A 26,395-nucleotide genomic window follows, 5' to 3' on the forward strand; every position below is an offset into this window, starting at 1 on the left:
TAACAAAGCGTGATCACATTCTGCTTTTTACTCTATTAGTGGCAACGCTATTGGCAGGATCGTCTGGCCAAAAATGTTTGGGGTAGCGCCCTTTCATCTCTTTTTGTACCTCGCGGTAACTACTATTCCAAAAATGTGCTAAGTCTTGGGTTAACTGTAGTGAACGCTTGCCTGGCGATAACAACTCTATTAGCAATGCTAATTTACCATTAGCTAGCATAGGTGTACTGGTTAAACCATATACTTCTTGCATGCGCACACTAAGCTTGGCGGGGCCATCAAGTTGGTATTCAATTTTTATGTTAGAGCCACTTGGTACTATTAGTCGCAGTGGGAGTAAAGATTTTAGCTCGCTTTGCTGTTGCCAATTAAAACAGTTTTGTAGTGCCTCAAAATAATTAAACTTTTTAAGTTGCTCAAGGGTTTTAATATCTTCAAGGTATACCCCTAACCAATCACCTGCTGTTTCAATGAGCTGCTGCTGATTAATAACAGGAAATTGTTCTGGCATCAATTTGCTGGCTAGGCACATTCTAATAAGTAACTGCTCACTTTCTTTTTGCTCGTTAAACAGTGAAAAGCCCTGTTTGGCAAACACACTAAGCCATGCCTTGGCACGCTCTGTTTTATCAAGCTTATGTTTACTTGGTTGGCTGCTAAGGGTGATTTCTCCAAGTTTTACTTCATCTTGATGAATAAACCGAGCAGCTTTTTCATCAAACTCGCAGCGGGTCAACTCAGTGAATAAATGCGGTAAATGCTCTTTAAGCGCTAATGGATTTAGCGCCGTGGCAGAAAAAATACGCTCGCCTTTGTGTCCGCCCATACTGGCAATAGCTATATATTCGTCAATATGCCAGTAGTCAGGGTTTAGCTCGGCCCCTGCGCCATTTGCTAATAAGTATCCATTGCCGCGTTTTTTAGCGATGCGATCTGGATAGCCAAGCGACACTAATAAGCTTAAATGATCGGTGTTTAAGTCTGTTTTGCTGTCGGTAAATTTTAAGCGTTTTAACCAATAATTTAATTGTTGCTTAAACACAGGATGCGGACGCTGCTGTTGACTATGCAGTGCTAGGTTGAGCTCATTGGCAGTGCTAACTCGGCTTTCTAGTAAGGCGACTAAATAAATAGCTAAACGATAAATTCCGCTTAACTGTGGTTCTAGCATTTGCGCTTTTAATAACATGTGCGCTAGGCGAATATCGGCACCAAAGCCCAACATTTTACTCCCCAGTGCGGTGAGCTTACCGTGGCTATCTATCGCTTCAAGCATAGATAATAAATTGGTAGCTTGGTTGCATTGTTGCTCACTCGGCGGGTCAAGTAAGGTGAGTTCACTAATGCTTGCGCCCCATTGCTTTGCCTCAAGCATCAGTTGGCTAATATCTGAGGTCAAAATATCAGGGTTATCGTGGCTGTTTCGTCGCTCAAAAGTTTGTTTTGAACCTAAACGATACACAACCCCTGGTTCTATTCGTCCTGCACGCCCTGCGCGTTGTACTGCCGATGAACGAGATATACTTTGAGTCGTCAGCTCAGTTACACCGGTTTTTAAATTAAAGCTGGCTGCACGGCGCTTGCCGCTATCAATCACAATTCGAATACCTTCAATGGTTAAGCTGGTTTCGGCAACATTGGTGGTCAGTACTACTTTTCGCATCCCTTGAGGCGCAGGTGCTATTGCAGCTTGTTGATTGGCTTTATCTTGCTCACCAAATAAAGTGGCGACTAGGCAGTTACTAGGTAAGTCGCTTAATGCTTGTTGCACGCGCAGTATTTCTCGTTGACCGGGTAAAAATACCAGCGCACTGCCGGTTTGCTCATTGAGTGCTTGTTTTATAATAGCGGGGATGGCATCAAGCCAGCGGCTTTCATCTTTTATTGGGCAATATATTTCGTCAATGGGGTAACTTCGCCCGCTTGACTCAATTACTGGGCAATTAAAAAATGCGGTATAACGATCGCTATCAAGGGTGGCCGACATCAGCATAATAGTTAAATCTTCACGCAGTGCCGCTTGCGATTCTAAAGCAAAAGCCAGCGCGGTATCTGCAGCGATGGAACGCTCATGAAACTCATCAAAAATCAGTAAATCAACATCACTGAGCTCAGGGTCATTTTGTAACATGCGTGTCAGCATACCTTCGGTGACTATTTCAAGGCGCGTGTTCGCACTTACTTTACTCTCACCTCGGACCCGTAAACCGACACTTTGCCCCAGCGTTTCGTTTTGGCATTGGGCTAGGTAATTGGCAATATTACGTGCAGCTAAGCGTCGAGGCTCCAACATCACTATGTGTTTATAATGCCCATCGCGCATAAGCTGTAATGGCAACCACGTTGATTTACCAGCACCAGGCGGCGCTTGCAGTAAGGTGATTGGGTTGGCTTTTAAAGCATCAATGAGTGAAGTATATATTTCTTGAACCGGCAGCACGCTATTTACCCTAAATTACTTTGCCGCCATTGTAGCAAAAATTAGCAGTTATTTATGCAGAGTACGACTATGCGCTTGGCTGATAATTTCGTCTAACATTTTAGCCTCTTGTTGCTGCGCTAACAAACCAAATAAAATGCGTTTCATCCCTGATAAATTTTGTAAGCTTATCGCCGAGCTCATTTTCTTATTTAGTCACTTTGCGCTATATTTTTACTTTACTCCTATTATTACCTTTCAAAACCCTATCTTGAGTCCAAAAATAGTCGTTCCGTTAAAGCTTAGTATTGTTAGCTTTTGTGCAACTTTGCGGCTAATTGTATTTATAATAAGCAAATAGTGGCTAACGCCACCTTTATTAGACTAAAGAATGATTGCTGCTGAATCTGCTGATTTTATGACCTTTTTGCTATTCTGCATGGCAAGAGCACACTGTAAAAACAAAAACATAAGACATTGAATTTAAATAACCTTTAGATTTAACAAGCCATTTACAACACATCCCTTTGCTATTTTTGTTAACACTTACAAAGCGTTAAACTGGGCTATGCACGACCTTTTGCCTAATTACAATCTGTAGCAAGCTGTTTTATCCTGCGCACTCAATGTTCATTTGCTTTGTAAAAGCTGTATTTTTATTTTGAGTTAGCAACTAAGTTGCAGGAGAAGTCATGACCACCAAGCCGCTAGATGATAATTCATCTGATGCTATACCAAGAGCGGATACTCAAACCGTGTCCGATAGCTATGAAAATCTTCATAAGCCCAGCTCTGAGTTTGAAAGCCGCGACGCTTACCTAGAGCACGAGCTGCAAATTATGCAGCCAAAACGCTGGCGTCCAAATTTACCATTTAGAGATTATCGCTTTGAATTTGAAGACACCATTCCAGCGATGGCCGCTACTATAGGTAAAATAGTCATGGTTGCAGCCATTGCTGCTACGTTTGCAGGCCCTTTGGGTTTAAGTGATGGCTTTGTACTTGAAAACGTACGCTACGAACTTTTAATTGTTTCGCTATTTATTTTACTATTTTCGGGCTTTATTTTACCGACTGCTAACTTAGCGGGTACTCATGGCCCACTCATTCCATTAATTCCTATTGTAGTTGCCGCAGGCGGACACCCTATGGCCTTTGGTTTACTCATAGGTGTCTTTGGATTGATATTAGCATTTAGTAAAGGCGGCAGCCTCATGGCCAAGCTCACCAGTAAAGGGGTGTGTGGTGGCCTACTCCTCTATTTAGGCTTTGTGGGTACCATCTCACAAGTTAAAAAGCTCTTTGCATGGGCTGAAGAAATTCAAATGACCCATATTGCCTTTATCGTAATCTTAGCCACAATTTTACTTTATGCTTTGTTGGAGCATTACAAAAAACGCTGGTTAGCCGTGCCACTGAGCTGTTTAATTGGTGGTTTTACTGCTTTTGCATTGGGCGCACCGTTTGAGTTTCATACCGCACCGGGCTTACCAAACATGAACCCTATGTATTGGTGGGGGGAAAACACTGGTTGGATGCTTGGTTTACCAACCGCTGAAAGCTTTGTAGTTGTACTTCCTTTTGCAGTTTTAGCGGTTGCTATGTGGTCGCCTGACTTTTTAGGCCATCAAGTATTTCAAAAAATTAGTTACCCAGAGCGTACTGAAAAAGTACAAATGAATATTGACGATACCATGCTTAGTGCATCAACAAGACAAACCTTTGGCTCGCTATTAGGCGGTGCTAACTTTGCGTCATCTTGGGGCACTTACATTGTTCCTGCTGCTATTGCAAAACGCCCTATTCCTGCAGGCGCAATTTTAACTGCGTTATTTTGTATTATCGCGGGTGTTTGGGGCTATCCAATGGACTTAGCTATTTGGCAGCCAGTATTGTGTGTTGCCTTAATTGTAGGGGTGTTTATTCCACTACTTGAAGCGGGTATGGAAATGACCCGTGAAGGTAAAACCACGCAATCAGCTGCCATTGTGGTGTTTGCCTCAAGCCTAGTAAACCCTGCATTTGGTTGGTCATTAACTATGCTACTTGATAACTTAGGCCTTATTGGCTGTAAAGAAAGAAGTGCTGATTTATCACGAATGAGCCGCTGGGTCATTCCACTTATTATGTTTGTGTTATTAACCAGTGTAATGGCACTGGTAGGTATGCTGCCAGGCATTCCTGCGCTAATGCCAAGCTTTAGACATTAATTCCTTTATTAAATAGTAAAGCGAGCTTTAATAGCTCGCTTTTTTATACTTATAAAAACCAGCACAGTGTACTTGCAATAATCCCCCTTAAAGTCACAGTCCCTGCAATAATTACAAGCCACCCTGCAGAATTTTTATAAAGCTCCCCACCAGCTAAAAAACCTTACGCATCAAAAAACCATAAACAGTTGATATATAAATAAAATTAAACGTTTTACTTTCTGGTATAGCCTTTGCAATTTTATAAGTGAACGTTAAAAATCATTTTATTAGTAACGCTTTTAAAATGAAAAATCATCACTCTTAATAAGGAGCTAATTATGAATAGCGATCGTATCGAAGGAAACTGGAAAGAACTTAAAGGTAAAGCGCAACAAAAATGGGGCGATCTTACCAACGATGATTTAGATAAAATTGAAGGTAGCCGTACCGAGCTTGTTGGTAAAATTCAGCAAAAATACGGTAAATCGAAAGAGGAAGCCGAGCGCGAAGTAAATGACTTTGAGAAAGGTCATTAATATAAAGCGTGTTAACAGCTTTACTTGCTAATAAAAACCGCCAATTGGCTAATGCCAGTCAGTTAAGAACTGACTGGCATTTTCTTATATAGGGTACTTATTCGGCTTCTTTCTTATCACCTTTTGTTATCTTGATTATCATGAGTTCAAAAACTAACGCCATCTACAGCGAGTAAATTAAGTCCGCACCATTGTTCAAAAGACTGGGTGGAAAAGGTTTTGTGTGCAAGTAATTGAAATGTATGTTGAACTGACTCATAGCCTAACCTTTGCCGGCCTTGAACTAGCGCACTTGGCGCTACTAATTTGTTTTTTCCGGGTAAAGAGATGTCGAGTCTATTAGCGATATCCCAAACGGTTTCGTTTCGGAATAAACTCATTCCAATTACAGACCACATAATAGCTTCTAGCGGTAATCGCCTTTTACGCACAGTAGCAACACCTGCATGTTTAAATGCTTGTTCAAGAATATCAGGGTCAAGAACCTGTTTAAGTTTATCTAGTGTATGTACATCATTTAAAAATGAAGACATGTTATCGAAGTGCTGAATGAGAGACATAAAAAAATCCGATATTATTTCTAATATCGGATTTTGAAGCCATGGAAAGATCAGTCAAGTGATCATAAAAATATTCTTAACTGATCTGCATTACGCCACTTTGGGCTCGTTTTTTTGTATTTACTGATAACTGACAGCTGCTTTTTTATTCCGGCTCATACCCCAAGTTAGGCGATAGCCATCTTTCAGCCTCTGCGAGTGTCATATTAGTTCGCTTGGCGTAATCTTCTACCTGATCCTTTTGCACCGCGGCTACGGCGTAGTATTTTGCCTCTGGGTGTGAGAAATACCAGCCCGAAACAGCAGCACCTGGCCACATGGCGTAGGAGCTGGTGAGCTGCATACCAATGCGCTTTTCGGTATCGAGTAGTTGCCAAATTTTCTTTTTCTCGGTGTGCTCTGGGCACGCTGGGTAACCCGGTGCCGGGCGAATACCTTGGTAGTTTTCGCGAATGAGTTCATCGTTAGGCAGGTTTTCATCTGGTGCATATCCCCAATACTCTTTACGCACTTGCTCGTGTAGGTATTCTGCAAAGGCTTCGGCGAGCCTGTCGGCAACCGCTTTTACCATTATTTTATTGTAGTCGTCTTGCTTGGCATCGAACGCATTGGCTAGGTCGTCCTCTTCTAGGCCGCCCGTTACCGCAAACGCACCAAAGTAATCAGGTATGCCTTTTGGCGCAATGTAGTCGGCTAAACAGTAATTAGCAAAGTCGGTTTTTTCGGTTTGCTGGCGTAAATGGCACGAGGTGGCTAACAACTCTTTGCGAGTTTCGTCGGTGTAAATTTCTATATCATCCCCCACGCGGTTTGCAGGGAATAAACCAATGACACCTAAAGGTTGCAAAGCACCTGACTTTTCAAGGTCGTCGAGCATATCGTTAGCGTCTTTAAATAAGCTACGTGCTTGTTCGCCCACTACTTCATCGGTCATTATGCGCGGATATTTACCGGCGATTGACCACGTCATAAAGTACGGGGTCCAGTCTATGTATTTACGTAAAGTCGAAATTGATACATTTTTAAATTCGGTCACACCCAGCTTGTTAGGCACAGGTGGCGTGTAGTTATCCCAATCAAGCTTTGCAGCATTATCGCGAGCGCGCTGTATGGTAACCGGTTTTGAGCGCGGCTTTTTGCGCGCTTGTTGTTCGCGTACTTTGTCGTATTCGGCTTTGGTTTTTTCTAAAAAGGCTGGTTTTAGCTCTTTAGATAACAAGCTCGATACCACACCCACAGCGCGGCTGGCGTTATTTACATACACCACGCCTTTGTCGTACTGCGGCTCTATTTTTACTGCGGTATGCGCTTTTGAGGTGGTTGCGCCGCCAATCATAAGGGGTAATTCAAAACCTCGGCGGGTCATTTCTTTGGCTACGTGTACCATTTCGTCAAGCGATGGGGTAATTAAGCCAGAAAGGCCTATAATATCGGCTTTTTCGTCGATAGCTGTTTGCAGTATTTTTTCGGCAGGTACCATTACGCCAAGGTCGATTACTTCGTAGTTATTACATTGCAGTACCACGCCTACAATATTTTTACCTATGTCGTGCACGTCACCTTTTACGGTGGCCATAACCACTTTACCATTAGTGGCGCCTTCTTCTTTTTCGGCTTCAATAAATGGGTCTAGGTAGGCCACTGCGCGCTTCATTACACGGGCTGATTTAACAACTTGGGGTAAAAACATTTTACCGGCACCAAATAAATCCCCTACCACGTTCATGCCATCCATCAATGGCCCTTCAATCACGTGAATAGGTTTATCGGCGCCAGCACGGCACTCTTCGGTGTCTTCATCTATAAAGGTGGTTATGCCTTTAACAAGCGCGTGTTCTAGACGTTTTTCAACAGGCCATGTGCGCCATTCTAAATCTTCTACGCGTTCGGCTTGTGCCATGCCTGAATATTTAGGCGCAAGTTCTACAAGGCGCTCACCTGCACCTGAATCGGTGTTAAGAATTACATCTTCTACGGCTTTACGAAGTTCTTCGGGGATGTCGTCGTAAACCGCAAGTTGCCCTGCGTTTACAATCCCCATATCCATCCCCGCTTTTATCGCGTGGTATAAAAATACCGAGTGAATCGCTTCGCGTACGGGGTTATTGCCTCTAAACGAAAACGATACATTTGACACCCCGCCCGACACTTTACAGTGCGGTAAGTTTTGCTTAATACGGCGGGTGCCTTCAATAAATTCCACAGCGTAGTTGTCGTGCTCTTCTATACCGGTGGCTACGGCAAATATATTAGGGTCGAATATAATATCTTCTGGCGGAAAGCCAATTTCGTCGACCAAAATACGGTAGCTGCGCTCACAAATTTCAAACTTACGATCGGCAGTATCGGCTTGGCCGTCGGTATCAAATGCCATTACAACAGCGGCGGCACCAAAGCGTTTAATAATTTTAGCTTGGCGCTTAAATGGCTCTTCGCCCTCTTTAAGTGAAATGGAGTTAACAATGCCCTTGCCTTGAATACATTTAAGTCCTGCCTCTATTACATCCCATTTAGAGGAGTCGACCATTATAGGCACTTTAGATATATCGGGCTCTGAGGCAATTAAGTTTAAAAACTTAACCATGGCCGCCTTTGAGTCCAACATGGCTTCGTCCATGTTTATATCAATAACTTGGGCGCCATTTTCTACTTGTTCGCGAGCAACATTAAGGGCAGTCTCGTAGTCTTCTTCCATGATTAAGCGTTTAAACATGGCAGAGCCGGTTACGTTGGTACGCTCACCAACATTGGTAAATACTGCAATTTGTTGGGTCATTGGCGGCTCCTAATTTAAGTTACAGGCTTCAAGGCCTGACAAACGCATGCGTACATCAAGCTCTGGTAATGGGCGAGGTTTAACCCCTTCAAGCCCTTTGGCAAACGCGCGAATATGCGCAGGCGTAGTGCCACAGCAACCACCAACAATATTTATAAAGCCCGATTTACCCCAATCTATAATCTCTTTCGCCATGTCCTCTGCTTCTAGGTCATACTCACCAAACTCATTGGGTAAACCCGCATTAGGGTGTACTGAGGTAAATGTTTCGCATACGCGCGAAAGCTCTTCTACGTATTGGCGAAGTAAATCGGGGCCAAGGGCGCAGTTAAGGCCAATCGAAATAGGTTTTATATGGCGAATAGAGTTATAAAATGCCTCAGTTGTTTGCCCCGAAAGCGTTCGCCCTGAGGCATCGGTAATGGTGCCCGAGATCATTACAGGTAATGTGCGCCCTGCTTGCTCAAACGCTTCTTCTACTGCGAATGAGGCTGCTTTTGCATTGAGGGTGTCGAAAATGGTTTCAATAAGTATTAAATCAGCGCCGCCTTCCATTAATGCAAGAGTAGACTCAACATACGCAGTAACCAGCTTATCAAAGGTAATATTACGATAGCCTGGGTCGTTTACATCTGGCGAGATAGAACAGGTTTTAGAGGTTGGCCCTAACACACCGGCTACATAGCGTGGCTTTTCTGGGTTTTTAGCAGTGAACTCGTCACATATTGCGCGTGCTAATTTAGCCGACTCTAGGTTTACCTCACGGCTTATGCTTGCCATGTCGTAATCTTCCATCGAAATGGTGGTCGAGTTAAACGTGTTGGTTTCAATAATATCCGCACCGGCGGCTAAAAAGCTGCGGTGTATATCAGCAATTAACTCGGGCTTGGTAAGGCTTAATAAATCGTTATTGCCTTTTATTAGCACGTGCCAGTCTTTAAAGCGCTCACCGCGGTAGTCTTCTTCTTCAAGCTTATGCGCTTGGATCATGGTTCCCATTGCACCATCTAAAATTAAAATACGCTGTTTTAGCGCAGCGCTTAATTCGCTTTGCTTATTTTTGTTTGGCACGTTATTCGGCATAGTTGTTAGTCCTCACATCTTGGCTAACTAAATTAATATCATAAGGGGTAGTTTGGTACACGTAGTAATTTAACCAGTTTGAAAACAGTAAAAAGGCGTGGCTTTGCCACGTTTTAGACGGCTTTTTACTTGCATCGTTATCTGGAAAATAGTTTTCGGGTTTTGGCGCGTCTGGGCTTTTTTGTAAATCGCGTTCGTACTCTGCTTTTAATGTGTCGGCATCGTATTCTGGGTGGCCGGTTATAAACACTTGGCTGCCCGACTTATTTTTCATTAAGTAAGCGCCTACTTTTTCAGAGCCTGCCAATACCACTATATCGTCGCAGGCATTAATTTTATTTATATCAATGTGGCCATAACGTGAGTGCGGCACTAAAAAGGTGTCGTCGAAGCCACGAGTAAGTGCTCCGTGATCAAAATAACACTGGTGGGTAAACACGCCACAGAGTTTATCTTTTTTTAAATCACGTTTTAAATTGTAACGATGATACAACGCCGCATGCGCCGCCCAGCATGAGTAAAGTGTGGAGGTAACGTGTTGCTCTGCCCAATCAATAATCACTTTGAATTCTTCCCAATACGCCACTTCTTCATACTCTAAATGTGCCAAAGGCGCACCGGTAACAATTAACGCATCGTAGTTATTATCTTTTACCTCAGAGAAATAACGGTAAAAGGTATCTAAGTGCTCTTCTGAGTTGCTACTGCTGCGGTGCGTATCTAAGCGCAATAGCTCTACATTTACTTGCAAAGGAGAATTAGCAAGCAAACGAATAAACTGTACTTCGGTTTCTACTTTATTAGGCATTAAATTTAAAATAGCCAAACGCATAGGACGAATTTCTTGCGTTTTTGCACGGCTTTTTGGCATTACAAACACGTTTTCTTCACGCAAACGGGCAATAGCCGGTAGCTCGTCTTTCACTGTGATTGGCATATTTTACTCCTACTCATAAAAACCGAGAATTTATACGCTCTTATTATGAACAGAATGCTAAAAATATCAACCTCTAGATGTATAGATGTCTAAATGAATTTATTCACCCAGTTTGTACAAATTGAATATGTACTTTAAAACAGCCCCATTCGTTGACTGTTTAACCCCTCAACAACTACAATACAGCATTGAAATTTTTATTATTATTTGAAGGCTTTCCTCCATGGTTTTACCTGATAAGTTTATATTCTCGATGAATCGAGTATCTAAAGTTGTGCCACCTAAGCGCACAATTTTAAAAGATATTTCGTTGCACTTTTTCCCTGGTGCTAAAATTGGTGTACTAGGTTTAAATGGTGCTGGTAAATCTACATTACTTCGCATTATGGCCGGTGTTGACCAAGACTTTGAAGGTGAAGCTCGCCCTCAACCTGGTACTAAAATTGGTTACTTACCGCAAGAGCCAGTACTGGATGAAAGCAAAACAGTACGCGAAATAGTTGAAGAAGCTGTTGGCGAAGTAAAGCATGCCCTTAACCGCCTTGACGAAGTGTACAACGAGTACGCAATGGAAGACGCTGACTTTGACGCCCTTGCAAAAGAGCAAGGTGAGCTTGAAGCGATTATTCAAGCGCACGATGGTCACAACATCGATAACGTTTTAGAGCGCGCTGCCGATGCACTTCGTTTACCTGAGTGGGATGCTAAAATTGAGCACTTATCAGGTGGTGAGCGCCGCCGTGTTGCTATTTGTCGTTTATTACTCGAAAAACCAGATATGCTTATTCTCGATGAGCCAACTAACCACTTAGATGCTGAGTCGGTTGCTTGGCTTGAGCGCTTCTTACATGACTACGAAGGCACTGTTGTGGCGGTAACGCATGACCGTTACTTCCTTGATAATGTGGCTGGCTGGATTTTAGAGCTTGACCGTGGTGAAGGTATTCCGTGGGAAGGTAACTACTCTTCTTGGCTTGAGCAAAAAGATGCCCGCTTACAACAAGAGCAAAAATCTGAAAAAGCACGTCAAAAATCAATTGCACAAGAACTTGAATGGGTGCGTTCAAACCCTAAAGGTCGTCAAGCTAAGTCAAAAGCGCGTATGGCACAGTTTAGCGAGCTACAGCAGTCTGATTACCAAAAACGTAACGAAACCAACGAATTGTTTATTCCACCTGGCCCACGTTTAGGTGACCAAGTATTAGAAGTAAACAACTTACGTAAAAGCTTTGGCGACCGTGTTTTAATTGATGATTTAAGCTTTAGCATGCCTAAAGGCGCTATTGTGGGTATTATTGGTGCCAATGGCGCGGGTAAATCAACCCTATTTAAAATGCTAAGTGGCGAAGAACAACCAGATAGCGGCAGCATTAGCGTAGGTGAAACTGTAGAGCTTGCAACCGTTGATCAGTTCCGTGGCAACATGGACGAAAGCAAAACTGTATTTGAAGAGATTTCTGACGGCCAAGACGTGCTAAAAATTGGTAACTTTGAGTTCCCAAGCCGTGCTTACGTTAGCCGTTTTAACTTTAAAGGTAACGATCAGCAAAAATTTGTTAAAGACTTATCTGGTGGTGAGCGTAACCGTTTACACCTTGCTAAGCTTTTAAAAGCCGGTGGTAACGTAGTACTACTGGATGAACCAACCAATGACCTTGATGTTGAAACACTTCGCGCCCTTGAGAACGCTATTTTAGAGTTCCCAGGCTGTGTAATGTGTATATCGCATGACCGTTGGTTCCTTGACCGTATTGCAACGCACATTTTAGATTACCGCGACGAAGGACAAATTAACTTCTTTGATGGTAACTACACTGAGTACGAAGAGTGGCTTAAAAAGACCCTTGGCGCAGAAGCTGCACAGCCTAAGCGCATAAAGTATAAAAAAATTGGCTAACAGCCACAGTGAATAAGTTAAAAGCCCTGCATTTAATGCGGGGCTTTTTTATGCGAGCTATTTTTATCTTTAAGCAAATTGGCGTGTTGGGCATTACCAGCTATGCTTATTATAAATAACAGCTTTATAAGATTATTATGCAAAACCGTCGGCAATTTTCTCGTATTATGTTCTCTACTGCAGCGCAATTAGTTATGGCTAGCAGCCAGTATAAATGCACTCTATTAGATATCTCTTTACATGGTGCGCTTATTACTAAAAGCGATACATTTACTGGGAACAAAAATGACGAAGCAGTACTACGTTTTACTTTGCCACAAAGCGATATTGAAATAAAAATGCCGGTGGTTATTCGTCACATAGAAGAAAACCATATTGGTCTTAAATGCCATAGTATTGATATAGACAGTATCACGCATTTAAAGCGTTTAGTTGAGCTAAACCTTGCTGATGAAACATTATTACACCGCGAGCTTGAAACGCTTATTCACCAAACATAAATAGACGCACTGCGTGAAGTTGATTACCATAATCAAAAATAATTAAACGACGCAGATATGAGTTTAAACCCCAATCTACCTTTAGTTTATCATCCTAACTACTCGTTTAGTTTTGATCCCAAGCATCGCTTTGTAATGAGTAAATTTGCTCAGCTACACCAGCATGTTAAAACCCTTGGACTTGCTGGCAGTAATATCATAGAGCCACCACATGGTAGTGTAGAAGAGCTAGAAATAGTACATTGTGAAAATTACATTCACGATTTATGGCATAACCGCCTAGACGAAAAAGCCATGCGCCGTATTGGCCTGCCTTGGTCACAAGCACTAATGAACCGCACATTTACCGCCCCGCTAGGAACACTGCAAACCGCGCGTTTAGCGCTTAAAAATGGGCTTGCGTGCCATTTAGCGGGCGGCACTCACCATGCCCACAGTGATTTTGGATCGGGTTTTTGTATGGTGAACGATTTAGCTTTTACCGCACAAACGTTAATTCAAAATCGTGAAGTGACCAACGTACTGATTTTTGATTTAGATGTTCACCAAGGCGATGGCACCGCAGCTATGCTGGCTCATCAACCTTATGCGTTTACCTGTTCAATACACTGTGAAAAAAACTTCCCGTTTAGAAAGTCCCCTAGCGATTTAGATATTGGTTTAACCAATAATATGCAAGACGCTGAATATTTAGGTATTGTTGACGATACGCTGCAATTTTTATTAAACGAGCTCAACCCGGATCTTGTTTTATACGATGCTGGCGTTGATATTTGGCAAGAGGATGGCTTAGGCAAACTGGATATTAGTTGGCAAGGGATAGAAAAGCGCGATCACTTAGTGCTTAAACGCTGCCTTGCAAATAATACTCCTGTTGCCACTGTGATTGGTGGAGGCTATGACAGAGATCATCAGCGCCTAGCAAAGCGCCATGGCATTGTTATAGAGCAAGCGGCTAGTTTTTAATTATATTTTTAACTGACTTGGCGTAATGCCGGTCCAACGCTTAAATGCTCGGCGAAAGTTAGGAATATCATAAAATGCAAGCCGATCAGCCACTCGTTCATTACCTTGCTGGCACACCCCCAGTAAATGCAGAGCTTTAAGTTTATTTTGCTCATCTTGTAATTGAGAGTAACTGACACCGTGTTGTTTTAACTTACGTTTAAACGTAGCAGAGCTCATGGCAAAATGCTCAGCACTGTTAGCAAGGCTGTTGTTTTTATCACGGTAAATGCGCTGGCACACAGCCTCAACAAAAGACTGTGATACATTCTTATGTAACTCACTTTGCGCTATGCACTGCTGCCATCTAAGCTGACTAGCCTCTGGGTTTGGGCACTTAAGTAGTTGTTTATTAAAGTGCCAACGGGTATAGGGTTGTTCAAACCGTATTCGTAAACCTAAGTGCTGCTCATATTCTTGGATATGCCGAGGGCGTTTACAGGTAAAGTCAAAATAACAATGTGGATACACATTACAGACTCGTTTTAGTAAGCTCATTAGCGCAGCGCTGTATATTTCAAAACAATAATTTTTTAATGACTCGTCCATACCGATACTCGGTTGCAAGTACAGATATAAATCGTCTTTAAATATATGCTTACGGGTAAATAATAAAGGGGCAATAACGGTACTAATTTGTTGTAATTGCTTTAAAGCCATACCTAAACTGGGGCTTAAACGCACACTTTGCACTGCTGAGCTAACGTCATTAACCAATTGATGACCCAGTAAAAAGCCACTATCATTACTCTTCATTAAGGCTTTAAAATGGCTAATTAAAGCCAATAATTGCGATAAACTAAAGCGCTGTGATAGATCATATAAATCTTGCTCAAAAATACCCGTACCACGCAGCAATTTATGCAGCGGGATCCCTCGTCCTTGAGCAAGCTCCACCAGCGCAGTGATCATTCCCTCCGCGCTGAGGTATTTATCATCTAGACTAATATACTGCTGCACCTACAAGCGCCTTTTCTTGTTGTAATTGTTGATGTAACAGACTGGTTTGCTGCACTGGATCTTGCGCTAAATCCATTGCCATGGTGGCGGTTAAAATATGCTGAAACTGTGCGCCTTTGCTTTTTGCGACTTTAAACGCACAATGGTTAAGCGCCGCTTTCATTTGCGCTAGTAATTCTTTGGCTTGGCTTTGGCTAGTATTCGGCATAAGCACAATAAAGCAATCTCCGGCATAGCGACAAAGCACATCATTCAAACGGCAATTCATTACTAATAAATCACTAATTTCTCGCAGTAACCTATCGCCTTCACTAAAACCAAACTGCGCATTAAACTTTGCAAAATCACGAATATCAATAACACCTAAAGTGCCGCCTTGCTGCTCTGTTTGTTGTTGCTGCATGAGTGAATGTAAGTAGTTAACTCGGTATAACCCTGTTACCGGACAGACCTTTTCATGTTCGCGAAGATGCGCTTCACGACGACGCAATTGTCGATTTAAAACAAACTGTTCTTGATGCCAATAATAAAGCCCTGCGCTGGTAAGCGACATACCAAACGGCGCTGGTAGTGACTCAAACCAGGTGAGCCATAATTGTGAAGGTTGCTTTAACCACTCATCGAGTAAATCGAGTGTGGCTGAGAACATAAACAAACCTAAACCCAGCACTAATAAGGTGGTTACTTTGCCTGGCGGGCGTGAGATAAGTAAAGCGATTATCCAGCTTAAAGTCATCAACACAATGCCGCCTTCACCGACAATATCGAGCCATGCAATTTCTTGCCATTGCTTAAGTTCGCCAAAGTAAGCGCATATTGCTACAGCAATAACCAATAATGAAATGATGATATTGGTTAATTTTACATGGCTGGTAAATGGGTTATATCGCATTGTTTAAGTCTTCTTCAGTTTTCATTAATGCTAATGCTAGCTTAGCTGCACTTTATAAGGCAGGGTCATTTTGGCTCATTGATGTGACATTGAGATTAAAATTTGCAAATAAACAAACTATAAGGTGCCATTTATAGCGGCTTGCAGCGCTGTTTTAAAAGCTCAAATAAGCATTTAACAATCTGCAAATAAGGTTATTTTCACTAGTTAACGATGTAACTGTCACATTAGCGTCATTAACTTTTTTTAGTTTGCTCACCAAACCAAGGACAACCGGAGCAAATCAATGAAACAATTTAAGTTAAATGCTGTTGTAGCGGCATTAGCACTGAGCCAATTTAGTGTTAGCGTGTATGCACAAGAACAAACATCACCAAGGGAACCTGAAGTAAAGGTTTCTGAAGAGCTTGTGGTATACGGCGAGATTGGTTATCGCAACCGCTCGCAAGAACTAGCGCCCACGCTTGAATACTCACAAGAATACTTTCAACGTTTTGAACCACTCACCGCCGGTGATGCACTAAAGCGTGTTCCTAGTGTGACTTTTTTATCTGACGTACTGGAATCTGACGGCGCACGTATGCGCGGCTTAAGCCCTGCTTACACAAAAGTACTTATTAATGGTGAGGAAGTACCGGGCGCTGGCGCTGATCGCTCATTTTTTGTTGACCGTATTCCAGCAGAATTAATCGAGCGTGTAGAAATAATTCGTTCATCAAGTGCCAACCGCTCTGCCGATGCAATTGCGGGAACCCTTAACATTGTACTTCGTGATGGCTACAGCTTAGACGGCGGTTACATTCGCGCTGGTGGTTTACGTTATGATGATGGCGAACTAAAAGAAAGCTTTGCGGGCGTTTACGGTACTGAGTTTGCAGGTGGGCGTTTACTCGTAGGTGCCAATTTACAAGGTCGTTATAACCCAAAACAAAAATCAAGCAGACGTTATGGCGGTAGCCCTGAAAATAACCCTAATTACGCAACAGACGATTTTGATAACCGTGAAGATCAATCTGATACCCGAGATGGCGATGACACCTCATTAAATGCCAGCTTTGAAAAGGTATTTGATAACGGCGGCAAGTTTGATATTAGTGCTATGTGGGTTGATACCGACCGCATCGAAGACGAGCGTTCTTTTGAGTATGATGAGGCATCTGCAACCTCAGGATCGCTTGTTGAAGGGGGCAACTTGCTCTCAGATAACGCAAACGTCGCTTATATTGATCAAACAAACTACAACATTAACTCAGGTTATGAATTACCGTTATTAGGCGGTACCAGCAAATTTAAAGTAGGCTATGCCAGCTTTGAAGAGTCAGTTTACGAGCAAGAAGTTGAGCTTGATACATCTGAGCTCCCAATGGTTTTTGAGGAAGCAGAAGAAACCGTTGATATTGACGATAAAGAATGGTCATTACAATGGCAACATAGCTTACTGCTAGGTGACTCAAAAGAAGTTCAGTTTGGTGCTTTTGTTCAAGGAAAAGAGCGTGATACAGCAATTTTTAAAGCTGAAGATGAAAGTGAGCAAACACCTACTGGCTGGGATCAATTTAGCCAGACGCCAATGTCGTTAGCGCAATTTAACAATGAATTTGAAGCAGTAGACGGAGGCGTTAATACGCTTGAAGAAGACCGCTTTGACTTATTTGCATTAATCAAACACGAAGCTGATGTGTTCTCATGGGAGATGGGTGTGCGCTGGGAGTCAACTGACTCAAGTATTACCGATACCAATGAAGGCGTTACAGCCAAAAATGAATATGACTTTTTCTTACCGTCGGCTCACTTTCGTTACAGCATCAGTGATAACGGACGAGTCAGCGCCTCTGTTGCTCGCAGCTTACGTCGCCCTGACTTTGACTACATGACCCCCGCCCTACTTGAAGAAGAGCTCGCTGATAATGACTTTTTAGGTAACCCAAACCTTAAGCCAGAATCTTCTTGGGGTATCGATTTGGGTTATGAATACCGTTTAGGTAAAAGTGGTGTTGTTGGTGTAAACGTATTTTACCGTAACGTTAGCGACCTGATTGAAATTGCCAGTACCGGTGTTGAAGGCTCTGAAGGTGAAGGCACATTTGTACTGCAACCACAAAATACTGGTGATGGCACAGTTCAAGGTGTTGAGTTTGATTTATCAACTCCTCTAAGCGCCTTGAACATGCCTAATACTGGAATCTTCTTAAATTACTCTTGGCTCGACAGTGAAGTTGAAGACAGTTTTGGCAAGCGCAAATTTAACGACCAATCAGATTATGTTTATAACGTAGGCTTTATCCAAGATTTACCAACCCTTCGTGCATCATTTGGTGCAACGTACCGTAATCAAGGTGATGCATACGGACGCTTTATCGGTGAAGAAGTGACAACCTCTTACGGTGCTGATTTAGAGCTTTTCGTTGAAAAACGCTGGGAAGACGTAACACTTCGCCTTGTTGGTTCAAACTTACTTGATGCCAGTAAAGATGAAGTGTTCAACAAGTTTGACTCGCTTGATGATCAAAATAATCGTGACTTTGATGAGTACGAGCTTGAATCTGAAGAAGCAGGTCCTGTGATTCAAGTAATGCTACGTTACGCATTTTAATCACACGTATTGTCATTTTAAGCACGTAATGGCAAACCATCGCGTGCTTTTTTGGAGTTAGAACATGTTTAAATTGTCTTTCATAATGGCCGCGCTACTGTGCTCATCATCGCTTAGTGCAAAAGAGCCTGTTATTTATAAAGATGCGCTATACCAGCAACAAAAAATAGCCAAGTTAACTACGTTGCCTAATAGCCTTAACTTTATGGTTATTGGTGATTGGGGACACAACGGCCACTTTTATCAAAAAGAAGTGGCCCATCAGCTAGAAATTGCCATGTACCAAACCGATGCCGATTTTGTTGTCTCAACCGGCGATAACTTTTACCCTAACGGGGTGGCAAGCGTGAACGATCCTCTTTGGCAATCAGCCTTTGAGAATATATACCACGGCCCGCACACATTTGAAGATTGGTATGTTGTGTTAGGTAATCACGATTACTTAGGTAATGCCCAAGCACAAATTGACTACACAGACAAAAGCCAGCGCTGGCAGTTACCTGCAAGGTACTACAGTAAAACATTTGCGCTTGAAAACAATGAGCAAGTGTTAATGGTTTTTTTAGATACCAACCCGATTCAACCTGAATATAAAACCCGTGAAAAATACCGCCCAACCCAAGGTCAAAGCTATCAAACACAATTGGCATGGCTTGAAACCCAACTAGCTGGCAGTAAAGCAAAATGGAAAATTGTGGTAGGCCATCACCCGCTTTATTCAAGTGGTAAACGCTTTGGCCGCAACCGAGGGCTTCGCGACATTTTAGAACCTATTTTGGAGCGTCATAACGTGCACGTTTATATCGCAGGGCACGAGCACGACTTGCAATACAATCAACCAAAAAATAGCAAGGTGGCTCACTTTGTCTCTGGTGGTGGCAGTGAAGCACGGTTTGTAGAACAACGTGAATTTACCCGCTACGCAGAAGCAACACCGGGTTTTTTAAGTATCTCAATCAATGGTGAAAGGCTAACAATGAGCGCGGTTAACCACCTTGGTGAAGTACGTTTTAGTACTGAAAAGCACCTAGATAAGTAAAGGATAAAATAATGAACTTTAAACTAAATACAATTTCAGCAGTGCTTAGCAGTGCTGTGCTTGTAACTGCGCTTGGCGGTTGTACAAGTAATGACGATACGCAAAACACGACAGAAATAGCAAAGCCGGCTGTTGAGGCTAAGTTATTTGGCCCACAACAAAATATGCAAGGCTCACAAGCTGCTGCACTTGGTAATAATCAATGGCTAATGGCGAGCGAAAGCCAAGGCTTATTACTTGCCGATAACGAGAAAAGCAGTGTGCTGCTCGCCGGTAACTTTGAGTCAATTTCACTGAAAAAAATAGCAGCGCAGCAATTTTTATTGGCAACTCTAGATAACAACCAAGATAATGTGGTTATTTTTAAGCTTATAAAAAATGGCCAAACTTGGCAGCTAAATGAACTCACTCGTATTAGTCCGCCTCAAGCTCAGCCTAATGCAGTGTGTTTATTTAAAAACAGCAATACCGAGACTGTATCAGCGTTTGTGCCAGATGTTCGCGGCCTGATCAGCGAAACGGTTATATATGATTTAGCCACTAACCAAGCTAAAAATATCGCAGTACGTGAGTTCTCTGCAGTCACAGAGGCTTCAGGTTGTGCAGTAAATGACGACACAAAAACCCTGTATGTGGGTGAGGCAAAGTTAGGTGTGTGGGCCATTAACGCGGATGCAGAATCTGATGCCAATAAGCAGCCTGTGGCTTTGGTACAACCCTACGGCGAATTAAACAGTGAAATTGGGGCCCTATCGGTATCACAAGACGGTACATTATGGCTCAGTGCCACTGATGGTAATGTGGTTTATGCTTACCAAGCTCAAACAGACAAGCTAAGTCAATGGTCACTGGCAGGTGAGCCCACAATAGAGTCTGTTGCAGCGAGCTTTATCAATGACAGTCAAGCCCAGCTGGTTTTAATTGATGATGAAACAGGCGCTTACATTCAAGCAAACATTAACTACACAGCGCAAACAGCGACTTCACAAAACAATGTCGCGATGACTCACCTTCATGCCAGCGCACAAACAACACCGGTTGCAGCATTTGGTGATGCAGCAGATGATCCGGCTATTTGGATAAATGAGCAAGACGCTAAAAACAGCTTAATTTTAGGCACTGATAAACGTCGCGGCTTGATGGTTTATGACCTTGCTGGCAACAAAGTACAATCGCTAAATATAGGGCGTTTAAATAATGTTGATGTGCGTCAACATCAAGGTATAAACAACGAAACTCACACTTGGATCACAGCCAGTAACCGTACTCTTAATAGCATTAGCGTATTTACTGTCGATAGTGATAACCAAGTAAACCATGTAACAGAAATAGCGACTAACCTACCTGAGATTTACGGTATGTGTATGTATTCCTCTGAGTCTGGCTATTACGTGTTTGTTAATGATAAATCAGGTTTATTTCAGCAGTATAAACTCACCGGTGAGCAAAGTAATTTAAGTGGTGAACTGGTTAGAGAGTTTACTCTACCAAGCCAACCTGAAGGCTGTAGTGCTGATGATAATCGAGGCCAACTATTTGCAGGTGAAGAAGATGCAGGCATTTGGTATATCGGTGCAGAGCCTACCGCTGGTAACAAAGCAGTAAAGCTACAAAGTGTTAATGAGCAACTGGTGGCAGATGTTGAAGGTATGGAAATTTATTATGCTAATGATGCTCGCTATTTAGTAGTATCAAGCCAAGGCGATAATAGCTATGTGCTTTATAAAATCTCAGATGACAAAGAGCCTACTCTAAGCTTTGCAGGTAAGTTTAATGTAATTGCAAACCTAGATAAAGGCATTGATGGCGTAGGTGAAACTGACGGTTTAACCGTTACAGCAACGGCTTTGCCAGGTTACCCCGAAGGCATGCTTATAGTACAAGATGGCTACAATCGCATGCCTCTACAACCACAAAACTTTAAAATTATTGACTGGCGCGAAGTGAAAAAAGCAATTAGATAATAGCTAACCCAAAATGTACTGATACACACTAAAGCTTTAGTGTGTATCACGTTTAAGCTTTACTAAAATATGAATGAAGATAATTATGTATAAATGTATACTACACTTTATATCTATAAATTAATTGAGGTTATTATGCGGCTACCCTACTTCGTATATTTATTTATCAGCATTATATTTTGTACCAGCTCGCTTGTTAATGCCGAAGAGCCACCAGAACTTCCGCCATTGAACCCCAAGTATGAAGCAGAGCATGCTATGGTGTTGGTTAATAAAGGTTCAAGTGTATACGCGATTAACATTCCAAGCTTTGAGCTTCCTTATGATGTGCATGTTATGTACAAGGTAGATGTATCTGATATTCCATTTTTAAATTTAGTACGCGATGCTGAGTTAGTTACAGTAAAACCAAAGCCGTTTAATATTCAACGCTTAATGCGAGGCGAAGAAGTCGCGATTACCGCAGATGTGTATCTTGGAGATTTTAGACAAGGAGGTAGCTTAGTTTATAGTGATAAATTAATAGAGCTTAGCGAGCAGTTATTTACTCGTGAGCTAACTGATTTAAGCCCAGCCTCAAAATGGCAACAGTACGATATGGTTACGCTAAAAAATAACGAGCGTATTTATATTCACCAAATAACTCAGCCACCAAGCTATCATCATATAATGTTTGTTAATTTAAGTGGTGCCTGTTTACAAAAGTTTCGCACCTCAACTGAAGTGCCCTCTGCTGATGAGCTCAATTATAAGTTTATAAATTGTGGCACATTGAAACCCATGTTTTATGATGCTGAAAGCTTAAGTAAATAATTTAGCTTTGTTTTAGGGACGAAAAAAGGCTCCTCGCAATGCTCAGAGCCTTTGGTTAACTTTGGGAATTAACTCGGTTCACTGATCAGATAAGATCAGTTTAGCGCCACTAATTGTGGCGCAATTGTTTGATAATCTACCGCCATCGCAATACTCAAAGCGGTAATATTAATAATAGAAAACGCAAACACTTGGCGTGCCCAACGGGTAGTATCTATGTTGTAGCGGTATCCTCTAAGTGCCATGAGTAACCACCAAAAACTCGTAATACAGGCAACGGCCATAAAGGCAGCACCGGTATAACCACTAATTGGCAATAGCATCACCACTAAAGCATATACCGCAATATAAAGCACAATATGGCGCTTAGCTTTATTAACACCTTGCGCCACGGGCAATACTGGAATATTAGCGGCTTGGTAATCTTTAAAGCGAAAAATAGCAATCGCATATGAGTGCGGCATTTGCCACAAACTAAACATCACCAGCAGTATTAATGCACCCATATCGAACACACCCGTAACGGCGCAATAGCCAACAACAGGAGGAACTGCGCCCGACAGACTACCAATAAAGGTGCCGTAAACAGAGTTGCGTTTCATGTAGAGGCTGTACACGCCGACATAAATCACATAGCCAAAGGCGGCAAAAAATACCGCTGCTTGAGTGGTAAAGCCGATTAATAAGCCAAAGCCAATTAGCCCTAATAACACGCCATGGCTTAAAGCGGCTTTTGCAGACATTTCGCCCGTTACAGTTACACGTGAGCGAGTACGCGCCATAGCAACATCAATGTCTCTATCTATAACATTGTTTATGGCACATCCCGATGCAACAACAAGCGATAAACCAACCAAGGTAACCAACATTAACCATGGGTCTATATCACCGCGGGCGGCAAGTAAAAAACCACCGGCAACGCTGATCAAATTCCCCATAATAATACCTGGCTTAGTAACAGCTAAATAACGACGAAACATATGAAACCTCTAGGGTCTGTTGACCTTTGCGGATTAAAATTTGTTCAAACTAGGGGCGGTTTAATCGCGGCGCGAGGTTTGTAACCTAGTGGGCTAAGTCAAAACCGAGCAACAAAGAGTAAATCGCCCCTAGGCAGAACCCTTCGGGCAGCGCCTGTTTGGCATTGATGCTGCGTTATCGCCTATTTATGGGAAATAACCACACTACATAGGCTCTGCCTTGCCTAAATACCAAACAGGCTGCTGCAGATTCAACCTTGAAAGGTCAACAGACCCTAGTACATCATCATTGCGTTTGATTCATAAATGATCCAAACAGACAGTCCAACCACCATGACGATGATCAACGCGCTAAACAAGAAGGTAAAGGTATTCGCTTTGCCTTCATCAGTGGTGAAATTAAGGTGTAAAAAGTATTTTAAATGCACCCAAATTTGCACGATTGCAAAAGTAACGATACTCCAAAGCGTGGTGACTTTTGAAAAATCGCCCTCCATCACCATCCAAAATGGAATGGCCGTTAAAATCACTGACAAGACAAAACCAATAAGATAGGTTTTAACACTGCCATGCGACTGATCATGATGTTGGCTTTGCATTTGCGCTAAAGCATGCGTTTCGCTATGGCTCATTACATTGCTCCCATTAAATAAACAACGGTAAATACACAAATCCACACAATATCTAAAAAGTGCCAAAATAAGCTTAAGCAACTTAAGCGCGTGACGGTTTGTTTACCTAAACCGCGCTTGATCACTTCTATCATCATTATGCTCATCCAAATAAGGCCTGCAGTTACATGTAAACCATGCAAACCCACTAATGAGAAAAACGATGTTAAAAAAGCACTTTGCTGTGGGCCATTGCCATGAATAATTAAATGATGGAACTCATAAATTTCCATGCCAATAAACACCGCGCCTAAACAAAAAGTAACCGCGAGCCAACCAAGCGTCAGCGTCTTTTTTTGCCCTTGAGCGGCAATCATGGCAAAACCAAAAGTGATACTACTAATAAGTAGCGCCGCAGTTTCTACGGCAACAAAATCAAGCTCAAAAATATCTTTGCCCGATACACCACCTGCGGTGTTCATATAAAGCACTGCGTAGGTTGCAAAAAATGAGGCAAATAAAAGGCAATCGGTCATTAAATAAAGCCAAAAGCCAAAGATTGTATCGCCAGAGGTATCGTGATGCTCATGCGTATGACTTACGCTATGAGGCTCTAAATTTACATGGCCTTGAGTTGCAGATAACGTACTCATGCGCTTACCTCCTTCGTATTACTGGCAATATGCGCGCCTTCAATTTGTAATATTTCATCGTTTTGCACGTAGTAATCTACATCGCTGGTGTAAGCGCGATTAATAAATAGCGCAATTGCACCAATAAAACCAAGCCCTGCTAGCCACCAAATATGCCAGATCATGGCAAAACAAAACGCCGTTAAACTCGCTGCAATAAGCACACCCGATGCCGTATTTTTTGGCATATGAATTGGGCTATAGCTAGATTTACCTTGATAAGCTAGGCCTTTTTCTTTCATATCAGTCCATGTATCAATATCATCAACATGCGGGATTTCAGCAAAGTTATAGTACTGCGGCGGTGATGACGTTGACCATTCAAGGGTGTGACCGTTCCAAGGATCGCCGGTGGTATCATCAAGCGCTTCGCGGTTTTTAAAGCTCACATAAAGCTGAATAACTTGGCAAATAATACCGAACATAATAATCACGGCACCCACTGCAGCAATATAAAGCCAGATATTCCAATCAGGATTATTAGAGTGATTTAAGCGACGTGTCATACCTAAAAAGCCGAGTACATACAATGGCATAAAGGCTACGAAGAAACCGATTAACCAACACCAAAATGATGCTTTACCCCAACGCTCATCGAGCTTAAAGCCCATTGCTTTTGGAAACCAAAAAACAAAGCCAGCTAAGTAGCCAAATACTGCGCCACCAATAATGGTGTTATGAAAATGAGCGATTAAGAATAAGCTGTTATGCAATACATAATCGGCACCAGGGATTGCTAGTAATACCCCCGTCATACCACCAATACTGAAGGTAACCATAAAACCAAGCGTCCACAGTACGGGCACTGTAATGCGCAAACGGCCACGGTAAATAGTAAACAACCAACTAAATAACTTAACCCCAGTAGGCACAGCTATGACCATGGTCATTACTCCAAAAAAGGCATTTACATTGGCACTTGAACCCATAGTAAAGAAGTGGTGTAACCATACAATAAAGCCAAGAATAGAAATGGCACCGCTTGCATACACCATCGATTTATAACCAAATAAACGTTTACCAGTGAAGGTCGACACTATTTCAGAGAAGATACCAAAAGCTGGTAATACTAAAATGTATACCTCTGGGTGGCCCCATGCCCAAAACAGGTTGATATACATCATGGCGTTACCGCCTGCTTCATTAGTGAAGAAGTGGAAATCTAAATAACGGTCTAGCGTTAGCATGGCGAGCACTGCGGTTAAAATTGGAAATGATGCTGCAATTAAGATATTTGCCCACGTACATGCCCAAGTGAAAATTGGCATTTTCATCAGAGTCATACCAGGAGCACGCATTTTAAATACTGTCACTAGAAAGTTAACAGCGGTTAATAGCGTACCGAGCCCCGATATTTGCAAGGCCCAAATATAATAATCGACCCCCACCCCAGGGCTAAAGGTCAACTCCGACAACGGTGGGTAAGCAACCCAGCCTGTTTTAGCAAATTCACCAAATATAAGTGATAAATTTATTAAAATGGCGCCACTAGCGGTAAACCAAAAACTTAAATTATTTAAAAATGGAAAAGCCACATCACGGGCACCAATTTGCAGTGGTACAACAATATTCATTAAACCAATCATAAATGGCATCGCCATAAAGATGATCATAATAACGCCATGAGCGGTGAATATTTGATCGTAATGCTCTGGCGGTAGATAGCCTGGCGCACCACTGGTAGCAAGCGCTAACTGCGCACGCATCATAATGGCATCAGAAAAACCACGAAACAGCATGATTAGTGCTAATAAAATGTACATAACGCCTAAGCGTTTATGATCAACCGAGGTGATCCAGTCACGCCAAAGCACACCCCATTTTTTATATTTTGTTATTAGCCCAGCTATAATAAGCCCGACAACAGCAATCACCGCCATAGTAACCATAATAATAGGTTCATGAAACGGAATTGCATCTATAGATAATTTACCTAAAAACGACAT

The 26,395-nt window shown here is 42.3% G+C and carries 21 protein-coding genes; 9 read left to right on the forward strand and 12 right to left on the reverse strand.

Translation table 11 applies throughout. The annotated features are described in order from the left end of the window. Window positions 1-13: 13 nt before the first annotated feature. Together hrpB and LOC50_RS17370 are read right to left on the reverse strand one after the other, a co-directional pair. A complete protein-coding gene (gene hrpB / locus LOC50_RS09580) occupies window positions 14-2,440 on the reverse strand; it encodes an ATP-dependent helicase HrpB (RefSeq protein WP_250653128.1) in 2,427 nt (808 codons plus the stop codon). Window positions 2,441-2,488: 48 nt separating this feature from the next. Continuing rightward, on the reverse strand, window positions 2,489-2,623 hold the full coding sequence (locus LOC50_RS17370; RefSeq protein WP_284692559.1) for a hypothetical protein: 135 nt from the start codon (window positions 2,621-2,623) through the stop codon (window positions 2,489-2,491). Between the two features lie 488 nt (window positions 2,624-3,111). On the opposite strand from LOC50_RS17370, the gene LOC50_RS09585 reads away from it, so the two are divergent. Beyond that, a complete protein-coding gene (locus LOC50_RS09585; protein ID WP_250653129.1) occupies window positions 3,112-4,629 on the forward strand; it encodes a DUF3360 family protein in 1,518 nt (505 codons plus the stop codon). 320 nt (window positions 4,630-4,949) lie between these two features. Continuing rightward, window positions 4,950-5,147 carry a CsbD family protein gene (locus LOC50_RS09590; RefSeq protein WP_010391132.1) on the forward strand — a complete coding sequence of 66 codons (198 nt, stop codon included), beginning with the start codon at window positions 4,950-4,952 and terminating at the stop codon, window positions 5,145-5,147. Window positions 5,148-5,293: 146 nt separating this feature from the next. Here LOC50_RS09590 and LOC50_RS09595 read toward each other — a convergent pair whose 3' ends face one another. From LOC50_RS09595 to LOC50_RS09610, 4 genes are all read right to left on the reverse strand, one after another. Then, window positions 5,294-5,707, reverse strand: coding sequence for a transposase domain-containing protein (locus LOC50_RS09595; protein WP_250653130.1), 414 nt, complete (start codon window positions 5,705-5,707; stop codon window positions 5,294-5,296). 145 nt (window positions 5,708-5,852) lie between these two features. Then, window positions 5,853-8,483 carry a methionine synthase gene (gene metH / locus LOC50_RS09600; protein WP_250653131.1) on the reverse strand — a complete coding sequence of 877 codons (2,631 nt, stop codon included), beginning with the start codon at window positions 8,481-8,483 and terminating at the stop codon, window positions 5,853-5,855. A 9-nt stretch (window positions 8,484-8,492) separates the two neighbouring features. Beyond that, the gene (locus LOC50_RS09605; protein WP_250653132.1) at window positions 8,493-9,566 is read right to left on the reverse strand and encodes a homocysteine S-methyltransferase family protein; all 1,074 of its coding nucleotides are present in this window, start codon (window positions 9,564-9,566) and stop codon (window positions 8,493-8,495) included. Continuing rightward, the gene (locus LOC50_RS09610; RefSeq protein WP_069440322.1) at window positions 9,556-10,503 is read right to left on the reverse strand and encodes a homoserine O-succinyltransferase; all 948 of its coding nucleotides are present in this window, start codon (window positions 10,501-10,503) and stop codon (window positions 9,556-9,558) included. Before LOC50_RS09610 ends, LOC50_RS09605 begins: the two co-directional genes overlap by 11 nt. Before the next feature lie 223 nt (window positions 10,504-10,726). Here LOC50_RS09610 and ettA point away from each other — a divergent pair, with 223 nt between their 5' ends. The 3 genes from ettA to LOC50_RS09625 all read left to right on the forward strand — a co-directional run bounded on the left by ettA (window position 10,727) and on the right by LOC50_RS09625 (window position 13,866). Beyond that, a complete protein-coding gene (ettA, locus tag LOC50_RS09615) occupies window positions 10,727-12,400 on the forward strand; it encodes an energy-dependent translational throttle protein EttA (RefSeq protein WP_036979634.1) in 1,674 nt (557 codons plus the stop codon). Window positions 12,401-12,537: 137 nt separating this feature from the next. Beyond that, window positions 12,538-12,900, forward strand: a complete 363-nt coding sequence (locus LOC50_RS09620) for a PilZ domain-containing protein (protein ID WP_250653133.1) — start codon at window positions 12,538-12,540, stop codon at window positions 12,898-12,900. Window positions 12,901-12,957: 57 nt separating this feature from the next. Continuing rightward, the gene (locus LOC50_RS09625; RefSeq protein ID WP_250653134.1) at window positions 12,958-13,866 is read left to right on the forward strand and encodes a histone deacetylase family protein; all 909 of its coding nucleotides are present in this window, start codon (window positions 12,958-12,960) and stop codon (window positions 13,864-13,866) included. On the opposite strand, the gene LOC50_RS09630 is transcribed toward LOC50_RS09625, so the two are convergent. Then, entirely contained in the window at window positions 13,867-14,865 is a 999-nt protein-coding gene (locus tag LOC50_RS09630; protein WP_250653135.1) for an AraC family transcriptional regulator, read from the reverse strand. It abuts the gene before it with no gap. Continuing rightward, complete coding sequence (locus LOC50_RS09635) at window positions 14,849-15,757, reverse strand: GGDEF domain-containing protein (protein ID WP_250653136.1); 909 nt, start codon at window positions 15,755-15,757, stop codon at window positions 14,849-14,851. Before LOC50_RS09635 ends, LOC50_RS09630 begins: the two co-directional genes overlap by 17 nt. Before the next feature lie 286 nt (window positions 15,758-16,043). Here LOC50_RS09635 and LOC50_RS09640 point away from each other — a divergent pair, with 286 nt between their 5' ends. The 4 genes from LOC50_RS09640 (at window position 16,044) to LOC50_RS09655 (ending at window position 22,166) form a co-directional block, all read left to right on the forward strand. Further along, complete coding sequence (locus tag LOC50_RS09640; protein ID WP_250653137.1) at window positions 16,044-18,350, forward strand: TonB-dependent receptor plug domain-containing protein; 2,307 nt, start codon at window positions 16,044-16,046, stop codon at window positions 18,348-18,350. Between the two features lie 64 nt (window positions 18,351-18,414). Beyond that, window positions 18,415-19,389, forward strand: coding sequence for a purple acid phosphatase family protein (locus tag LOC50_RS09645; RefSeq protein WP_250653138.1), 975 nt, complete (start codon window positions 18,415-18,417; stop codon window positions 19,387-19,389). A gap of 11 nt (window positions 19,390-19,400) precedes the next feature. Next, window positions 19,401-21,353: a phytase gene (locus LOC50_RS09650; protein ID WP_250653139.1), complete on the forward strand. Its 1,953-nt coding sequence runs from the start codon at window positions 19,401-19,403 to the stop codon at window positions 21,351-21,353. A 135-nt stretch (window positions 21,354-21,488) separates the two neighbouring features. After that, window positions 21,489-22,166, forward strand: a complete 678-nt coding sequence (locus LOC50_RS09655; protein WP_036983297.1) for a hypothetical protein — start codon at window positions 21,489-21,491, stop codon at window positions 22,164-22,166. A 95-nt stretch (window positions 22,167-22,261) separates the two neighbouring features. Here LOC50_RS09655 and cyoE read toward each other — a convergent pair whose 3' ends face one another. From cyoE to cyoB, 4 genes are all read right to left on the reverse strand, one after another. Then, window positions 22,262-23,146, reverse strand: a complete 885-nt coding sequence (gene cyoE / locus LOC50_RS09660; protein WP_036979644.1) for a heme o synthase — start codon at window positions 23,144-23,146, stop codon at window positions 22,262-22,264. A 275-nt stretch (window positions 23,147-23,421) separates the two neighbouring features. Continuing rightward, a complete protein-coding gene (gene cyoD, locus LOC50_RS09665; protein ID WP_013464355.1) occupies window positions 23,422-23,778 on the reverse strand; it encodes a cytochrome o ubiquinol oxidase subunit IV in 357 nt (118 codons plus the stop codon). Beyond that, complete coding sequence (cyoC, locus tag LOC50_RS09670) at window positions 23,778-24,410, reverse strand: cytochrome o ubiquinol oxidase subunit III (RefSeq protein ID WP_069440327.1); 633 nt, start codon at window positions 24,408-24,410, stop codon at window positions 23,778-23,780. Before cyoC ends, cyoD begins: the two co-directional genes overlap by 1 nt. Next, the gene (gene cyoB, locus LOC50_RS09675; protein WP_024601893.1) at window positions 24,407-26,395 is read right to left on the reverse strand and encodes a cytochrome o ubiquinol oxidase subunit I; all 1,989 of its coding nucleotides are present in this window, start codon (window positions 26,393-26,395) and stop codon (window positions 24,407-24,409) included. The genes cyoC and cyoB overlap by 4 nt, the downstream gene beginning before the upstream one ends.

The sequence above is a fragment of the Pseudoalteromonas sp. SCSIO 43095 genome (assembly GCF_023650455.1).
GTDB lineage: Bacteria > Pseudomonadota > Gammaproteobacteria > Enterobacterales > Alteromonadaceae > Pseudoalteromonas > Pseudoalteromonas tetraodonis.

What these genes read in the sequence shown, in the direction of transcription:
- LOC50_RS17370 (WP_284692559.1), bottom strand. Translation starts at nt 2,623, where the DNA reads ATGAGCTCGGCGATAAGCTTACAAAATTTATCAGGGATGAAACGCATT.
- LOC50_RS09585 (WP_250653129.1), top strand. Translation starts at nt 3,112, where the DNA reads ATGACCACCAAGCCGCTAGATGATAATTCATCTGATGCTATACCAAGA.
- LOC50_RS09590 (WP_010391132.1), top strand. Translation starts at nt 4,950, where the DNA reads ATGAATAGCGATCGTATCGAAGGAAACTGGAAAGAACTTAAAGGTAAA.
- LOC50_RS09595 (WP_250653130.1), bottom strand. Translation starts at nt 5,707, where the DNA reads ATGTCTCTCATTCAGCACTTCGATAACATGTCTTCATTTTTAAATGAT.
- metH (WP_250653131.1), bottom strand. Translation starts at nt 8,483, where the DNA reads ATGACCCAACAAATTGCAGTATTTACCAATGTTGGTGAGCGTACCAAC.
- LOC50_RS09605 (WP_250653132.1), bottom strand. Translation starts at nt 9,566, where the DNA reads ATGCCGAATAACGTGCCAAACAAAAATAAGCAAAGCGAATTAAGCGCT.
- LOC50_RS09610 (WP_069440322.1), bottom strand. Translation starts at nt 10,503, where the DNA reads ATGCCAATCACAGTGAAAGACGAGCTACCGGCTATTGCCCGTTTGCGT.
- ettA (WP_036979634.1), top strand. Translation starts at nt 10,727, where the DNA reads ATGGTTTTACCTGATAAGTTTATATTCTCGATGAATCGAGTATCTAAA.
- LOC50_RS09620 (WP_250653133.1), top strand. Translation starts at nt 12,538, where the DNA reads ATGCAAAACCGTCGGCAATTTTCTCGTATTATGTTCTCTACTGCAGCG.
- LOC50_RS09625 (WP_250653134.1), top strand. Translation starts at nt 12,958, where the DNA reads ATGAGTTTAAACCCCAATCTACCTTTAGTTTATCATCCTAACTACTCG.
- LOC50_RS09635 (WP_250653136.1), bottom strand. Translation starts at nt 15,757, where the DNA reads ATGCGATATAACCCATTTACCAGCCATGTAAAATTAACCAATATCATC.
- LOC50_RS09640 (WP_250653137.1), top strand. Translation starts at nt 16,044, where the DNA reads ATGAAACAATTTAAGTTAAATGCTGTTGTAGCGGCATTAGCACTGAGC.
- LOC50_RS09645 (WP_250653138.1), top strand. Translation starts at nt 18,415, where the DNA reads ATGTTTAAATTGTCTTTCATAATGGCCGCGCTACTGTGCTCATCATCG.
- LOC50_RS09650 (WP_250653139.1), top strand. Translation starts at nt 19,401, where the DNA reads ATGAACTTTAAACTAAATACAATTTCAGCAGTGCTTAGCAGTGCTGTG.
- LOC50_RS09655 (WP_036983297.1), top strand. Translation starts at nt 21,489, where the DNA reads ATGCGGCTACCCTACTTCGTATATTTATTTATCAGCATTATATTTTGT.
- cyoE (WP_036979644.1), bottom strand. Translation starts at nt 23,146, where the DNA reads ATGTTTCGTCGTTATTTAGCTGTTACTAAGCCAGGTATTATTATGGGG.
- cyoD (WP_013464355.1), bottom strand. Translation starts at nt 23,778, where the DNA reads ATGAGCCATAGCGAAACGCATGCTTTAGCGCAAATGCAAAGCCAACAT.
- cyoC (WP_069440327.1), bottom strand. Translation starts at nt 24,410, where the DNA reads ATGAGTACGTTATCTGCAACTCAAGGCCATGTAAATTTAGAGCCTCAT.
- cyoB (WP_024601893.1), bottom strand. Translation starts at nt 26,395, where the DNA reads ATGTCGTTTTTAGGTAAATTATCTATAGATGCAATTCCGTTTCATGAA.